This is a genomic window from Pseudomonas sp. GW823-FHT02E01 (assembly GCF_058797535.1).
The window spans coordinates 707,777-723,313 of record NZ_JBXAJS010000001.1 but is presented as its reverse complement, the minus strand read 5'-3'; the positions used below and the strand labels follow the sequence as shown (position 1 = coordinate 723,313).

The 15,537-nt window shown below is 62.0% G+C and carries 14 protein-coding genes; 3 read left to right on the top strand and 11 right to left on the bottom strand.

The window, feature by feature from the left end; translation table 11 throughout:
• Positions 1 to 547: 547 nt before the first annotated feature.
• On the bottom strand, positions 548 to 1,729 hold the full coding sequence (locus tag AC1RDQ_RS03285) for an acetyl-CoA C-acyltransferase family protein (protein ID WP_057713967.1): 1,182 nt from the start codon (positions 1,727 to 1,729) through the stop codon (positions 548 to 550).
• A complete protein-coding gene (locus tag AC1RDQ_RS03280) occupies positions 1,726 to 2,508 on the bottom strand; it encodes an enoyl-CoA hydratase-related protein (RefSeq protein WP_150814183.1) in 783 nt (260 codons plus the stop codon). The genes AC1RDQ_RS03285 and AC1RDQ_RS03280 overlap by 4 nt, the downstream gene beginning before the upstream one ends.
• A 218-nt stretch (positions 2,509 to 2,726) precedes the next feature.
• On the opposite strand from AC1RDQ_RS03280, the gene AC1RDQ_RS03275 reads away from it, so the two are divergent.
• The 3 genes from AC1RDQ_RS03275 to AC1RDQ_RS03265 are packed head-to-tail and all read left to right on the top strand — an operon-like array spanning position 2,727 to position 6,196.
• A complete protein-coding gene (locus AC1RDQ_RS03275) occupies positions 2,727 to 3,833 on the top strand; it encodes a polyamine ABC transporter substrate-binding protein (RefSeq protein ID WP_057713969.1) in 1,107 nt (368 codons plus the stop codon).
• A gap of 39 nt (positions 3,834 to 3,872) precedes the next feature.
• Positions 3,873 to 5,291: an aminotransferase gene (locus tag AC1RDQ_RS03270; RefSeq protein WP_492586306.1), complete on the top strand. Its 1,419-nt coding sequence runs from the start codon at positions 3,873 to 3,875 to the stop codon at positions 5,289 to 5,291.
• Positions 5,288 to 6,196, top strand: coding sequence for a LuxR C-terminal-related transcriptional regulator (locus AC1RDQ_RS03265; protein ID WP_057713971.1), 909 nt, complete (start codon positions 5,288 to 5,290; stop codon positions 6,194 to 6,196). Before AC1RDQ_RS03270 ends, AC1RDQ_RS03265 begins: the two co-directional genes overlap by 4 nt.
• A 134-nt stretch (positions 6,197 to 6,330) precedes the next feature.
• On the opposite strand, the gene AC1RDQ_RS03260 is transcribed toward AC1RDQ_RS03265, so the two are convergent.
• The 9 genes from AC1RDQ_RS03260 to paaB form a co-directional block, all read right to left on the bottom strand.
• The gene (locus AC1RDQ_RS03260) at positions 6,331 to 6,645 is read right to left on the bottom strand and encodes a hypothetical protein (protein ID WP_492586304.1); all 315 of its coding nucleotides are present in this window, start codon (positions 6,643 to 6,645) and stop codon (positions 6,331 to 6,333) included.
• Positions 6,646 to 7,295: 650 nt separating this feature from the next.
• Positions 7,296 to 9,365 carry a phenylacetic acid degradation bifunctional protein PaaZ gene (paaZ, locus tag AC1RDQ_RS03255; RefSeq protein ID WP_349735405.1) on the bottom strand — a complete coding sequence of 690 codons (2,070 nt, stop codon included), beginning with the start codon at positions 9,363 to 9,365 and terminating at the stop codon, positions 7,296 to 7,298.
• A 57-nt stretch (positions 9,366 to 9,422) separates the two neighbouring features.
• Positions 9,423 to 10,676 carry an OprD family porin gene (locus tag AC1RDQ_RS03250; protein WP_492586302.1) on the bottom strand — a complete coding sequence of 418 codons (1,254 nt, stop codon included), beginning with the start codon at positions 10,674 to 10,676 and terminating at the stop codon, positions 9,423 to 9,425.
• A 34-nt stretch (positions 10,677 to 10,710) separates the two neighbouring features.
• Positions 10,711 to 12,357 carry a cation acetate symporter gene (locus tag AC1RDQ_RS03245; protein WP_492586300.1) on the bottom strand — a complete coding sequence of 549 codons (1,647 nt, stop codon included), beginning with the start codon at positions 12,355 to 12,357 and terminating at the stop codon, positions 10,711 to 10,713.
• On the bottom strand, positions 12,354 to 12,662 hold the full coding sequence (locus AC1RDQ_RS03240) for a DUF485 domain-containing protein (RefSeq protein WP_492586298.1): 309 nt from the start codon (positions 12,660 to 12,662) through the stop codon (positions 12,354 to 12,356). The genes AC1RDQ_RS03245 and AC1RDQ_RS03240 overlap by 4 nt, the downstream gene beginning before the upstream one ends.
• Positions 12,663 to 12,840: 178 nt before the next feature.
• Positions 12,841 to 13,917: a 1,2-phenylacetyl-CoA epoxidase subunit PaaE gene (gene paaE, locus AC1RDQ_RS03235; RefSeq protein WP_492586296.1), complete on the bottom strand. Its 1,077-nt coding sequence runs from the start codon at positions 13,915 to 13,917 to the stop codon at positions 12,841 to 12,843.
• Positions 13,918 to 13,951: 34 nt separating this feature from the next.
• The gene (gene paaD, locus AC1RDQ_RS03230; RefSeq protein ID WP_057713978.1) at positions 13,952 to 14,485 is read right to left on the bottom strand and encodes a 1,2-phenylacetyl-CoA epoxidase subunit PaaD; all 534 of its coding nucleotides are present in this window, start codon (positions 14,483 to 14,485) and stop codon (positions 13,952 to 13,954) included.
• Entirely contained in the window at positions 14,472 to 15,233 is a 762-nt protein-coding gene (paaC, locus tag AC1RDQ_RS03225; protein WP_492586294.1) for a 1,2-phenylacetyl-CoA epoxidase subunit PaaC, read from the bottom strand. The genes paaD and paaC overlap by 14 nt, the downstream gene beginning before the upstream one ends.
• An 8-nt stretch (positions 15,234 to 15,241) precedes the next feature.
• Positions 15,242 to 15,523 (bottom strand): 1,2-phenylacetyl-CoA epoxidase subunit PaaB, encoded by a 282-nt coding sequence (gene paaB / locus AC1RDQ_RS03220; protein ID WP_007943393.1) that lies wholly within the window; start codon positions 15,521 to 15,523, stop codon positions 15,242 to 15,244.
• Positions 15,524 to 15,537 lie beyond the last annotated feature (14 nt).

Sequence of the window (15,537 nt, the reverse complement as noted above, 5' to 3'; positions counted from 1 at the left end):
ATAATATGACGAATGTAATATTATGTGGCAAATGGTTTTTGCTGCCGGTCGTCAGGTGGTTTGTTCAAAGAGGAAGAGATTTTGTGAGCGCTGGAGAAACATTGTAGGAGCGAGCCTGCTCGCGAAAAATGCCCAGACAACGCGCTCATCCAGACACCCCGCGTCATCGTTGACGTCCATCGCGAGCAGGCTCGCTCCTACAGGGAATCGGGGGCACCCGCCAAAGCCAGGTCGGCCCGAAGGCCGCCTGGCTTTTGCTTTGGCTTTTGATCTTCTTGCCCCCTCGAGAGGCCGAGTGGAGGTTCTGCGCAGTGGGCAACCCGGCATGGATGCCGGGTTAGCCGCGTACGGCCATGGATGGCCGATCGCGGCGGGCCCACGGAGCAGGACCGGAGCGAGGGAATGCCGAGCCTGGGCGAGGCACCGAACGTCAGGGGCAAGAGCCCTTGGTTACTTGGGGCTCTTCCAAGTAACCCGCTGTAAAAGCGGAACCGTCAGCCGCCGTTACAGCAGAAATGGATATGCACCCACTCCAAATGTGCAGCTATCAAACCCGCTCAAAAATCGCCGCAATCCCCTGGCCGCCACCGATGCACATGGTCACCAGTGCGTAACGGCCGCCGGTGCGGTGCAGTTCGTGGATGGCCTTGGTGGCGATGATTGCGCCGGTCGCGCCCACCGGGTGGCCCAGGGCGATACCCGATCCGTTCGGGTTGACCTTGGCCGGGTCGAGGTCCAGCTCCTGGCTGACGGCGCAGGCCTGGGCCGCGAAGGCGATGTTGGCTTCGATCACGTCCAGGTCGGCGACGGTCAGGCCGGCGCGCTTGAGCGCCAGGCGGGTGGCCGGGATCGGGCCCAGGCCCATGAATTCCGGTTCGACGCCGGCGTGGGCGTAGCTGACCAGGCGGGCGAGGGGTTTCAGGTTATTGGCCTGGACCGCATTGCCGCTGGCCATGACCAGTGCGGCGGCGCCGTCGTTCAGACCCGAGGCGTTGCCGGCGGTGACCGAACCGTCCTTCTTGAACGCCGGCTTCATTGCTGCCAGCTGTTCCAGGGACGTGGCGCGCGGATGTTCGTCGACGCTGAACAGTTTGACGCCTTTGCGATCCTGGATCTCCACGGTCGCGATCTGCTCGCTGAAGTAGCCGTTGGCAATCGCGTGGGCCGCGCGTTGCTGGTCTTCGAAAGCCAGGGCGTCCTGCATTTCGCGGGTGATGCCGTTGCGCGCGGCGACGTTCTCGGCGGTGATGCCCATGTGGATGCCATGGAAGGGGTCATGCAGGATGCCGAGCATGTAGTCGATGACCTGGGCGTTGCCCATGCGCGAACCCCAACGGGCGGCCGGCATCAGGTACGGGCCACGGCTCATGGATTCGGCACCGGCACCGACGACGATGTCGGCATCGCCGAGCATCAGGGTCTGGGCGGCGTTGATGATCGCTTGCAGGCCCGAACCGCAGAGGCGGTTGACGTTGTAGGCCGGGGTTTCCTTCGGAATGCCGGCGTTCATCGCCGCGACGCGGGAGATGTACGCATCGCGGGTTTCGGTCGGGATCACGTTGCCCATCACCAGATGGCCAACGAGCGCCGGGTCCACGGCGGCTCGCTCCAGGGCGGCTTTCACGGCCGTGGTCGCGAGGTCGGCCAACGGCACGTCCTTGAGCGAGCCACCGAACGTACCGATGGCGGTACGGGCGGCGCTGACGACGTAGATTTCTGGAGTGTTCATGGCTGGTTTCCTTTCGGTGGATTCTTATCTGTACTGCGATTGAGCAGGGCGTTCAAGGCGGTTTTGGCCTCGTCGGTATTCAGGCGCTGAATGAACAGCGTGTTTTCTTCGCGCAGGGTGGCTTCCAGTTCGGCCAGGCAAGCCTGTTTCATCAGCAGCCGGGACTGGCGCAAGGCTTGCTGGGGCATGGCCAGAAAGCGCTGGGCGATTTTTTTCGCCGCCGCCAGGCATTGTTCGCCGTCATCGAAGGCTTCGTTGGCCAGGCCCCAGGCCACCGCTTCGTTGCCGTCCAGGCCGTTGCCCAACAGGAGCAGGCTCGCGGCACGGGCATGGCCGAGCCGGCGTGGCAGCAACAGGCTGGCGCCAAATTCGGGGCACAGGCCGATGTTGACGAACGGCATGCGCAGCTTGGCGTTGCGGGTGACCAGTACTTGATCGCAATGCAGCAGCAATGTGGTGCCAATACCGATGGCCGCACCGCAGACTGCCGCGATCAGCGGTTTTTGCAGGCGCGTGACGACCTTCATCAGGTGGAACGCCGGGGCGTCCAGATGAGTCGGCGGGTGCTGGAGGAAATCCACCAGGTCATTGCCGCTGGTAAAGCACGCCGGGCCACCGGTGATGATGATCACGCCGGTCTGCGGGTCTTCGTCGGCGGCCAGCAACAGCTCGGCCAGTTGCGTGTACATGGCGTTGTTCAGCGCATTGAGCTTGTCCGGGCGGTCGATGGTCAGCGTCAACACGCCGTCGCGTTGCTCGTGTTTGATCAGGTCGGTCATCGCAGGCTCTGCAGGGTCGGTTCAGGGCTGCCACTTTAAGCGCCGGACAAACCCCGGATCTATGGCAAAACGGGTCAACTGTACTGCCGCTTTTTGCCATGCCGGTATGCCCAAAAAGCGACACACACCCATTCGGGGTATGGCCGCGCCCGGCGAATCCACCAATAGTGGGGGCATCCGCTCATCCAGAGCCGAACTCGCTATAAGGTGCATTTGCTATGGGCAAGACGCTGCTTAAGGTGATTTCCAGTCTGTTTGTTGTACCGCTGACATTGAATGCCTACGCCGCTCAAGTGGACGACAGCCATACGCTGCGGTTGTACAACTGGGCGGATTACATCGGTGAAAAAACCGTGGCCGACTTCGAAAAGGCCACCGGCATCAAGGTCATCTACGACACCTTCGATGCCTACGAAACGGTGCAGGCCAAATTGCTCACCGGCCACTCCGGTTATGACCTGATCGTGTTGAACGCGTCCCTGGCGCCACCGCTGATCAAGGCCAAGGTGTTCCAGCCGCTGGACAAGAAACTGCTGCCGGGCTGGACCAACCTGGACCCGAAAGTCCTGGAGGATCTGCAAGGGTACGATCCGGGCACCACCTACTCGGCGCCTTATACCTGGGGTAGCAACGGCGTCACCTACAACGTCGACAAGATCAAGGAACGCATGCCGGACGCGCCGATCGGCTCGTTGGCGATGATCTTCGATCCGAAGATCGTCTCGCGCTTCGCCGACTGCGGCGTGACCCTGCTCGATGCCCCGACCGAAGTCATTCCCATGGCCCTGAAGTACCTGGGACGTGATCCGAGAAGCGCCGCACCGGAAGATCTGAAAGCCGCCCAGGACTTGCTGTTGTCCGTGCGGCCGTACATCCGCAAGTTCGACTCGGTCAATTACCTGACCAGCCTGCCCAACGGCGACGTGTGCATGGCAATGACCTGGTCCGGCGACTACGCCACCGCCATGGCCCGCGCCGCAGAAGCCAAAAAGAAGATCGACCTGGCGTACTTCATCCCCAAGGAAGGCTCGCTGATCTGGTTCGACAACCTATACATCCCGGCCGACGCGCCCCACGTCGCCAATGCCCACAAGTTTCTCGAGTACCTGATGCAGCCGCAGGTGATGGCGGACGTGAGCGACTTCATCAATTACGCCAACAGCAACGCCGCGGCCACCCCGTTGTTGAGCGCCGATGTGCGCAACAACCCGGCGATTTACCCCGACGCGCAAACTCGCGAGCGGCTGTTTCCGCAGAAGACCCAGAACGCCAAGGACATGCGGGCGATTACCCGGGTCTGGAGCACCGTGAAAAGCGGCATCTGATTTGTTCGAACGTTAGTCAATTCGGTTAGAGGTTTATTTATGGCGACGCCAACACGCACCGTTTTTTCCCCTGCGGACGAGTCCCGGCTGGTCAAGGCCGACAAGGCTCACCATATGCACGGCTATCACGTGTTCGACGAACACGCCGAACAGGGTTCGCTGAACATCGTCGCTGGCGATGGCGCCTACATCTACGACACCCAGGGCAACCGCTTTCTCGATGCGGTGGGCGGCATGTGGTGCACCAACATCGGCCTGGGTCGTGAGGAAATGGCCGAGGCCATCGCCGACCAGGTGCGTCAGCTGGCCTATTCGAACCCGTTTTCCGACATGTCGAACAACGTCGCCATCGAGCTGTGCGAAAAACTCGCCAGCCTGGCCCCCGGCGACCTCGACCATGTGTTCCTGACCACCGGCGGCTCCACCGCCGTGGACACTGCGTACCGGCTGATCCAGTACTACCAGAACTGCCGAGGAAAACCCGAGAAGAAGCACATCATCGCGCGGTTCAACGCCTATCACGGCTCCACCACCCTGACCATGTCGATCGGCAACAAGGCCGCCGACCGGGTGCCGGAGTTCGACTACGCCAACCCGCTGATCCACCACGTCTCCAACCCGAATCCGTACCGCGCGCCCGATGGCATGGACGAGGCGCAGTTCCTCGAGTTCCTGGTCAAGGAATTCGAAGACAAGATCCTCTCGATTGGCGCGGACAAGGTTGCCGGGTTCTTCGCCGAGCCGATCATGGGCTCGGGCGGGGTGATCATTCCGCCCCGGGGCTATCTCAAACGCATGTGGGACGTCTGCCAGCGCTACGACATCCTGTTCGTCGCCGACGAGGTGGTCACTTCGTTCGGGCGCCTGGGCAAGTTCTTTGCCTCTTATGAGGTGTTCGACGTGCAGCCCGACATCATCACCACCGCCAAGGGCCTGACCTCGGCCTACCTGCCGCTGGGCGCGTGCATCTTTTCCGAGCGCATCTGGAAAGTCATCGCCGAGCCGGGCAAGGGCCGCTGCTTCACCCACGGCTTCACCTACAGTGGGCATCCGGTGTGCTGCACGGCGGCGCTGAAGAACATCGAAATCATCGAGAGGGAAAACCTGCTGGCCCATGTCGACACGGTGGGGGCTTATCTGGAAGAGCGCCTGGCAACCTTGCGGGACTTGCCGCTGGTGGGGGATGTGCGTTGCCAGAAACTCATGGCCTGCGTGGAGTTCGTCGCCGATAAACGCACCAAGGCGCTGTTCCCCGACGAGATCAACATCGGCGAGAAAATCCACGTGCGGGCCCAGGCCCGGGGCTTGCTGGTGCGGCCGATCATGCACCTCAATGTCATGTCGCCACCGTTGATCCTGACGTCTGCCCAGGTCGATGAAATCGTCGAGACCTTGCGCACATGCATTCTGGAAGTGGCCGCCGAGCTCGAAGCGAGCGGACAGTACGCGGGCCAATGATTTCGTCAGTCAGGCTGTTACCAAGGGCGTGTCCAGCCGCTAGACTGCGGGGCATGAGCAAACCAGACGACGATACGCTGATCGCGGTGCCCTTCGGGGCATTGCACAAATGGCATGGGGGAATGCGCGAGGCATTCGCCCACATCGATGAGCCTGACGCCTTGCAACACCTGGCGTCGGCGTTGGCGCAACTGGTGTCCGTCGAGTCGATGATGATCAGCCTGGAGCGTAAGGACCGCGCGCCCCAGTTGCTGCATCAGCGCGGGATTGCGCAGGAGTATCAGGTCTCGATTCTGGAGCGCTATTTTGCCGGGGGTTATTTGCTCGACCCGTTCTGCCTGGCGGTGGAGCAGGGGTTGGCGCAAGGCTTCTATCACCTTGAGGAAATTGCCCCGGACAACTTCTTCGACAGTGACTACTACAAATCCTATTACCTGAAGGCGGGCTGCTCGGAAGACAGCTACTACATTGTCGATATCGGCAATGACACGAAGATTTCCGTCAGCCTCTATCAGGGTTTCGGCGGTGAATGCCTGAGCGCCGAACAGCTGAACCTGCTGCGCGCCGTGGAACCGCTGGTGCGCGAATTCATCAGCGAATTCAGTCAACGGGGCATGCTGCGCAGTCGCGAGATCCAGTGCGATAAAGACCAGGGCATGCGCGATGATCTCAAGCACCGGGTGCAGTCGGCGTTCGAGCATTTCGGCAGCGACTTGCTCACTGAACGAGAGCGGCAAGTGGCGCATATGGTGTTGCGCGGGCATTCGGTGAAATCTACGGCCAGCCAGATGAACATCTCACCGGAAACCGTGCGCATGCACCGCAAGAACCTGTACCTGAAACTGGAGGTGGGTTCGCAGTCGGAGTTGTTTGCGCTGTTTATCGAGTGGTTGCGCAGGCACTAACCAGAATTTTTGGCCTACCGATACCCCTGTAGGAGCGAGCCTGCTCGCGAAGAACGTCCAGACGACGCGTTCTGTCAGACCGCCCGCGTTATCGTTGGCCTCCATCGCGAGCAAGCTCGCTCCTACAGGGTTGGTCAGTGCGCCCGCAACCGTCGCCCGACCACATCCAGCACATCACAGCCATCGCGTAACGGGATGGCGCAGAGCAATGAAAAGTCGCTGAGAATGGAGGATTCGCACTCGATCGAGCCGCGCATGGACAGGTTTTCCAGCACTTGGGTGACGGCGCGGATTCGGTAGTTGGCGGCGTCCATCAGGACGTCGAGCGGTGCGTGGGTGTCGACGAAGAGGGTGGGCATTTCACTGCAATTGCTGGTGAGTGCCATGAAGCGATTGTTGGGGTGTGGGGTTGGTTTTTCGTAGGGTGGATCGGGATGAATGGTTTTCATGCTTTCTAACTCTAGGAAAGGAAAATCGAAGCTACCGAAAGCCTTCCTACGGGCTAGGGTGGCAGCCATGTACGGGGTAGGAATATCGAGTCCCTAGCACCTCGACCACGCCGAAGCGTGCCCGTACATAGCCGCCGCAGCTGATCTTACGGACGCATTTCAACGGCCGCAAACCAGGTAATTGGCGCCAACGTGGTACTAGGGAAACTGGAGGTTCCTACACCCCGCCACTGAAATTCAGTGACCACCAAAGACTATCGATTGAGCACCTTTCAAACCAGTTCATGCGGATCGCCGCAATTCGAAGGAAATCTCCGAAGACCTTGCCCGGAAATCTCCTAGGACCTGTGGAACTTGTATCCGCAAAACGGGGGGAGTGAGTTGTGGGTGAGGCACAACGGGCATGACCGAAGCCTAGGAAAAACAGAAATGTCCTACGCCAATTGACGCCTGGATCACCTCAACCCTGTGGGAGCCAGTGAGCACAAAATTGAAGTTTGACAGAGAACGAACTGTGGGAGCGAGCTTGCTCGCGATGGCGGACTGTCAGGCACTATTGATGTTGACTGACACTCCCTCATCGCGAGCAAGCTCGCTCCCACAGGGGGTGGCGGTTGACCACGAGATCTGTGGTCAACCGGGGTTTCTGATCAATCTTCGCGTTTGACCACCAGGGTCAGAATGTCATAACTGGCCACCAGTTCACCCAACTGGTTGGTCACTTCCACATCCCACGCCACCACCCCTTGCGGGATGCCCTGCGGGCTCTTCTTGCCCTGGTCGATCTTGCGTTTGCAGGTCAGGCGCGCCTGGATGGTGTCGCCGATGCCCACCGGGTTGATGAAGCGCAAGGTGTCCAGGCCATAGTTGGCCAGCACCGGCCCCGGAGCGGGGGAAACAAACAGCCCGGCCGCCGCCGAAAGCACGAAGTAACCGTGGGCGATGCGCTTGCCGAACTGCGATTCCTTGGCCGCGATCTCGTCGAAGTGCATGTAGAAGTGGTCGCCCGACAGGCAGCCGAAGTTCACCAGGTCGGCTTCGGTGACGGTGCGGCGGTGGGTCAGCAGCGACTCGCCGATCTGCAGGTCCTGGAAATGGCGACGGAACGGATGCACGTCGGTTTCGATGACCTTGGCCCCGCGCACGTACTCGCCGGTGACCGCTGCCAGCATGGTCGGAGAACCTTGTACCGCCGCGCGTTGCAGGTAGTGTTTCACCGCGCGCAGGCCGCCGAGTTCTTCGCCGCCACCGGCACGCCCCGGGCCGCCGTGCTTGAGCTGTGGCAGCGGCGAGCCGTGACCGGTGGATTCGCCGGCAGAGTGGCGATCCAGTACCAGCAAGCGGCCGTGCCAGGCAGCAGCGACCGGGATGGCCTTGGCGGCGATTTGCGGATCCTTGGTCACCAGACTGGCCACCAGGCTGCCTTTGCCGCGGGCGGCCAGGGCCAATGCTTCGTCGAGATCGTCGTAGGCCATCAGCGTGCTGACCGGACCGAACGCTTCGATATCGTGGGCGCCGCCCTCGGCATGGGGGTCGCGGGCCTGCAACAGGGTCGGGGCGAAGAACGCGCCCTTGTCGACGTTTTCACCACGGGGTTCGAAACCGTCGCGGGCACCAAACAGCATGTCGCTGCTCTGCAACAGGCTTTCCAGACGCTCAGCCACGTCTTTCTGCTGATCGTGAGACGCCAGTGCGCCCATGCGTACGCCTTCCACCGACGGGTCGCCGACCACCACTTTGGCCAGGCGATCACGCAGGCGCGTAGCCACGGCATCAATGTGCTTGGCCGGGACGATGGCGCGGCGGATGGCGGTGCATTTCTGCCCGGCCTTGGTGGTCATTTCCCGGGCGACTTCCTTGATGAACAGCTCGAACTCTTCGTCATCCGGGGTTACGTCCGGGGCGAGGATCGCGCAGTTCAGGGAGTCGGCTTCGGCGTTGAACGGCACCGAATTGCGGATCAGGTTCGGGTTGACCCGCAGCTTGGCCGCGGTGTCGGCGGAACCGGTGAAGGTCACCACGTCCTGGCCTTGCAGGCGGTCGAGCAGGTCGCCGGTGCTGCCGATGATCAGTTGCAGGCTGCCCGCCGGCAGCAGGCCGGATTCGTCCATCAGGCGCACCACGGCTTCGGTCAGGTAGCTGGTGGCGCTGGCCGGCTTGACGATGCACGGCATGCCGGCGAGGAAGCTCGGGGCGAACTTTTCCAGCATGCCCCAGATCGGGAAGTTGAAGGCGTTGATGTGCACCGCCAGGCCGCCGCGAGGCACCAGAATGTGCGTACCGGCGAAGGTGCCCATTTTGCTCAGCTGCATCGCCGGGCCTTCGTGGACGATGTTGCCCGACGGCAGCTCGCGGGAGCCGAGGCTGGCGTAGGTGAACAGTGTGCTGTTGCCGCCTTCGATGTCGATCCAGCTGTCGGCGCGGGTCGCGCCGCTGTGGTGGGAAATCGCGTAGAGCTGTTCCTTGCGCTCGCTCAGGTACAGGGCCAGGGCCTTGAGACGCTGGGCACGTTGCTGGAAGTCCAGCGCCATCAGGCCGCTGACGCCTTGGCGGCGACCGTGTTCGATGGCTTCGGCGAAGTCCGGACGCTCTTCGTGGGTGCGGGCGATTTCATGGCCGTCGATGGCGCTGCGCAGGACCTGCGCGCCGTGTTGGCCGATCCAGCGACCGGCGATGAAGCTTTGCAGGGTGGGGGCATGCAGTGCAGGTGAAGAGGACATCACGATTGCTCCTGGTTATGAAGGGTTGTGGCGCGGTGGCGACCGCGCCTTTCGGAATTACCAAAGCGCCAGGGTGTAACCGACGATCAGCCGGTTCTCATCGAGGGCGGTAGTCAAGCCATTGCCGGAACGGAAGGTCACGTTGCGCCAGCGCAGGCTGACGTTCTTGAACACACCGCTCTGGACGACGTAGCTGATATCGGTGTCGCGCTCCCATTCGCGACCGTTGTCGACGGTGCCTGCCTTGACGTGGCGACCGTCGGTGTAGCGGGTCATGAAGGTCAGGCCGGGAATGCCTTGCGCCGCGAAGTCATAGTCGTAACGCAGCTGCCAGGAATCCTCCTCGGCGCGGGTGAAGGTGTTGAAGGTCACCAGGTTGACCACGTACGGATCGCCGCCGTTGAGGAACGGAAAGGCGCTGTCGCCGGACAATTGCTGGTAGGCGGCACTGACCTTGTGGGCGCCGTGGGACACCGTGAACATGCCGTTGAAGTTACGGTTGTCGATGCGCCCGGCCTGCTCGGCGCCGTCGCCCCGGCTGTCGAAATAACGCAGATCGCTGCGCAGGTTGAAGCCGTTGCCCAACGGTTGCGTATGCACCAGTCCGGCGAATTGCTGGCGATAAATCTGTTCGAGCTTGCCGTAGTAGTAGCTCACATTCAGTTGCGGGCTGAACGCGTAGGTGCCGCCGCCGAAGTCGAAGTGATCGCTGGTGGCGGCGCCGAAGCCGATGTCATCGTTGCTGGAGGAGTCCCGCAGGTTGGCCTTGGTCAGGCGTCCGGCATTCACCGTCAGGCCGTCGATTTCCTGGCTGGTCAGCAAGCCACCTTCAAATGTCGAACCCAACAGGCGTGTGTCGTTGTAAGTCGCTACTGGCAACAAGGGCTGCAGGGTGCCGAGTTTCAACACGCTTTTGGATACTTTCAATTTACCGGTCAGGCCCAGTTCGCTGTACTCGTCGTCGGGCTCATGGCTCTGCGGGCCAAACGGCAGCAGCCCGGTGCCACGGCGGTCGGGACTGGAGTCGAGCTTGATCCCCAGCTCCCCCAGCGCGTCGAGACCGAAACCGAAGGTGCCGTCGGTGAAGCCGGACTCGATGCGCGCAGTGAATCCCTGGGCCCATTCTTCGGCTTTGGATTGCGGCGCGTTGTCCTGACGGAAATCGCGATTGATGTAGTGGTTGCGCATATCAATGCGGGCCTTGCTGTCGCCGATGAAGTCGGCCATGGCGCTGGGGGCGATCATGGGCAGACTCAATGCGGCGGCCAGTGAAAACAGTGATTCACAAGACGTGGTACGTGCGGGTTTCATTATTTTTATTCCCTGCCAACTGATCGGTCGTCGTTTAGTGTTTGCTGGCGCCAGTGGCACCGATGCCGGTCATCGAGCGGATGAACTGCGCCAGATAACGGCCACGCTCAAGGGCTGCACGGGGCGAGGTGTCGGTGACGGAAAACAGCCATGCACTAAAGAACGCCAGGCTCATGGAAAACAGGGCCGGGTTGGAGTACGGGAACAGCGCCTTGTCGTGATGCATCACGTTGACCCACACCGCCGGGCTCAGCACCAGCAACACAATCGCCGAGACCAGTCCGGACAGGCTGCCAAGGACCGCGCCGCGGGTGGTCAGGCCTTTCCAGTACATCGAAAGGAACAGCACCGGGAAATTCACCGACGCGGCAATGGCCAGCACCAGACCCGAGAGGAAGGCAATGTTCTGCGATTCGAACAGCAGGCCGAGGATGATCGCCAGTACACCGATGCACAGGGTGGCGATTCGCGACACGCGCATTTCCTGTTGCTCGCTGGCCTGGCCTTTGCGCATCACGCAGGCATACAGGTCATGGGACACCGCCGAGGCGCCGGACAGCGCCAGCCCGGCAACCACCGCCAGGATGGTGGCGAAGGCGACCGCCGAGATGAAGCCGAGGAACAGGTTGCCGCCTACCGCGTGGGCCAGGTGCACCGCGACCATGTTGCCGCCGCCGATGATCGCGCCGCTGGCGTCACGAAACGCCGGATCGGTGCCGACCATGACGATGGCGCCGAAGCCGACGATGATCAGCAGCAAGTAGAAGTAGCCGATGAAACCGGTGGCGTAGAACACGCTTTTACGCGCTTCCTTGGCATCGCTGACGGTGAAGAAACGCATCAGGATGTGCGGCAGGCCGGCGGTGCCGAACATCATGCCCAGCCCCAGGGAGATCGCATCGATCGGGTTGGACAGCAAGCCGCCGGGGGCCATGATCGCGTTGCCCTTGGCGTGCACGGCGGTGGCACCGGCAAACATCGCCTCAGTGCTGAAGCCGAAGTGCTTGAGCACCATGAACGCCATGAAGCTGGTGCCGAACAGCAGCATCACCGCCTTGATGATCTGCACCCAGGTGGTGGCGAGCATGCCGCCGAAGGTCACGTAGAACACCATCAACACGCCGACCAGCATCACTGCATAGAGGTAGTCGATGCCGAACAACAGTTCGATCAGCTTGCCGGCGCCGACCATCTGCGCCACCAGGTACATCAGGGCCACGGTCAGGGTGCCGAAGGCCGAGGTCAGGCGCACCGGGGTCTGTTCCAGGCGATAGGACACCACGTCGGCAAAGGTGTATTTGCCCAGGTTGCGCAGGCGCTCGGCAATCAGGAACAGGATGATCGGCCAGCCGGCCAGCACGCCCAATGCGTAGAGCAGGCCGTCGTAGCCATTGAGGAACATCATCGCGGAAATGCCGAGGAACGAGGCTGCCGAGATCATGTCGCCGGCAATCGCCAGACCGTTCTGGAAGCCGGTCATGCCGCCGCCAGCGGTATAAAAATCGCTGGTGGAGCGGGTACGCAGTGCCGCCCAGCGTGTCACGCCAAGGGTGAACAACACGAACACCAGGAACATGCCGATGGCGTTCCAATTCAATGGGCGGGCCACGCCGTCGGCGGCCATCGCAACATCAGTGACAGCCGCCAGCGGCAGCAGGAACAGTGCAAGAAGGCGGTTCATCGGGCGCACTCCTGCTTGAGTTTTTCATTCAGCGGATCGATCACGTTGTTGGCGCGATAGACATAGAAACCGGTCAGCGCAAAGGCCAGCCCGACGATGACGACACCCACCAGCATGCCCACGGTGGTCACGCCGCCGCTCAGGGATTGGCCGAGGGTAGAAGGGGAGAAAGCCACCAGCAGCACGAAGCCGTAATAGATCACCAGCATGGCCAGGCTCAGTGACCAGTACAGCTTCTGTTTGCGACGAACCAGCTGGATGAAATCCGGGTGCTGGCGGATGAGTTCTATGTCTTGGGGGGTCATGACGCGCGCTCCTTTGTTGTTTTTGTTTTGGGTGAAACGTTGTATTCGTGCCGAATCACCGGCCCCCTGTGGGAGCGAGCTCGCTCGCGATGAGGCCATTACATTCAGCATTGATGGTGGCTGACCCACCGCTATCGCGAGCAAGCTCGCTCCCACAGGGTTTTGCGTGAGGCGGATATCAGAGCTGATCGAAATCCAGCACCACCTTGTCGCTGATCGGGAAGGCCTGGCACGACAGCACGTAGCCGGCGGCCACTTCGTAGTCTTCCAGGGCGTGGTTGCTGTCCATTTCCACTTCACCTTCGATGACCTTGCACTTGCAGGTCGAGCACACGCCGGCCTTGCACGAGTAGGGCAGTTCGGCCCCTTGGGCGTTGCCCGCATCGAGAATGCTCTGGCTGTTGCGCGGCAGGTCGAACGCCAGGGCGCGGCCATCGCTGATGACGGTGATCTGGCTGACCGCTGAATCCACCTGGCGCGCCGCCTCACGGGCTTCGCGCTTCTGCTGGCTGCCGGCGGCGGCGAACAGTTCGAAGTGAATGCGCTCAGGCGCCATGCCCTTGGCCTTGAGGCTGTCGCGCACGGTCTCGGTCATTTCCTGCGGGCCGCAGATGAAGGCGGCGTCGAGGGCCTTGACGTCGAGCCAGCGGCTGAACAGTTGCTCGCATTTCTCGGCGTTGATCCGGCCGTTGTACAGGTCGACATCCTGCTGCTCGCGGCTGAACACGAAGATCAGGTTCAGGCGTTGCAGGTAGCGGTTTTTCAGGTCTTCGAGCTGTTCGCGGAACAGCGCACCGGAGCTGGAGCGGTTGCCGTACAACAGGGTGACGCGGCTGTGGGGCTCGGTTTCCAGGGTGGTCTTGATGATCGACAGGATCGGCGTGATGCCGCTGCCTGCCGCCACGGCCAGGTAGTTGCCATGGCGCGCCGGGTCGAGTTCGACGCAGAAATGCCCGGCGGGCGGCATCACTTCCAGGGTGTGCCCGGCTTTCAACTGTTCGTTGGCAAATGCCGAGAAACGTCCGCCGGTAACACGCTTGACGGCGATGCGCAGCTCACCGTCGTTGACCCCGGTGCAGATCGAGTAGGAGCGGCGTACTTCTTCGCCGTCCAGTTGCGTGCGCATCACCAGGTGCTGGCCCTGGGTGAAGTGGAAGCTGTCCTGCAAGTGCTGCGGAATCTCGAAGGCGATGGACACCGCGTCACGGGTCTCGGCGCGCACGTCCTTGATGGTCAGGCTGTGAAATTTACTCATTGTTGTTCTCCAGCTGGGACGGCCGATTCGCCGCTCAGATGCACTTGAAATAGTCGAACGGTTCCCGGCAATCGACGCAGCGGTACAGGGCCTTGCAGGCGGTGGAGCCGAACTCGCTGAGGACCTCGGTGTGGGCGCTGCCGCATTGCGGGCACACAACCTGCGGGTTCTCGCCGAGCAGGCTGCGCTTGCTGGTGCTGCCCTCGGGCGGCGCGATGCCGTAAGCGCGCAGGCGTTCGCGGCCGCTGTCGCTGATCCAGTCGGTGGTCCAGGCCGGGGTCAACTTGCGCTCCAATTGCGGCGCCTTGAATCCGGCGAGTTCCAGGGCTTCGCGGATGTCGCTTTCGATCACTTCGGTGGCCGGGCAACCGGAATAGGTCGGCGTGACCACCACGTGAAGGTGACCGGCCTGCCAGTCGAGATCGCGGACGATGCCCAGGTCGACCACGCTGACCACTGGCACTTCCGGGTCCATGACCTCTGCCAGAATCGCCCAAGCGGCAGCCAGGTCGGTCGGTTGAGCCGGCCGGGCGCCGAGGTCGCTGGCGATCAGCTCACCAGGTTGCATCGGGGTACGCTCGTGGCAGGCACTGCATTTCGGCCAGCAGGATGCCTAAGTGTTCGGTGTGCAGGCCCTTGCGTGCATTCAGGTAGAAATAGCTCGGCGCCGCGGGGACGGGCAGGGTGGCGCTGGTGAAGATCTGCTCGATTTTTGCTTGCCACTGGGTGGCGACGCTGGCGATGTCCGGGGTGATGCCGGCTGCGCACAGACGCTGTTCGCTGTCATCGGCGGCGATCAGTTCAACGGTGAAGCGCCAGACCTCTGGAATCGCGGCGAGCATGCGCCGATTGCTTTCCTCGGTGCCGTCGCCCATACGCTCGATCCATTCGCCGGAGCGACGCAGGTGATAGGTCACTTCCTTCACGGCTTTGGCGGCAATCCCGGCAATGCGCTCGTCGCTGGACTGGCTCAGGCCTTGCAGCACCGGCAAATGCCAGGCGTCATAGAGGAACTGCTTGAGCATGGTCACCGCGAAGTCGCCGTTGGGTTGTTCCACCAGCAGCAGGTTGCGATAGGCGCGCTCGTCGCGACGAAACGCCAGGTGATCGGCATCACGGCCGTCGTCCAGCAGTTCGGCGGCGTACTCCAGCCAGTTGCGCGCCTGGCCCACCAGGTCGAGGCCGACGTTCATCAGCGCCAGTTCTTCTTCCAGCGCCGGGGCCTTGCCGCACCATTGGCACAGGCGCTGGCCCTGGATCAGGGCGCTGTCGCCGAGGCGCAGCAGGTATTCGATCAGATCGGTCTTGTTATTCATGGTCGACCTCACATGTGCCCGACTTCGGCCGGCAGCTCGTAGAAGCTGGCGTGGCGGTAGACTTTGTCGTCCGACGGATCGAACAGCGGGTCTTTTTCATCCGGCGACGAAGCGGTGATCAATGCCGAAGGCACCACCCACAGGCTCACGCCTTCGCTGCGACGGGTGTAGAGCTCGCGTGCGTTCTCGATGGCCATGGTGGTGTCGGCGGCATGCACGCTGCCGACGTGCTTGTGGTTGAGGCCGTGCTTGCTGCGCACGAAGACTTCGAAGAGGGTCCACTCGGACATTTCAGTTACTCCAC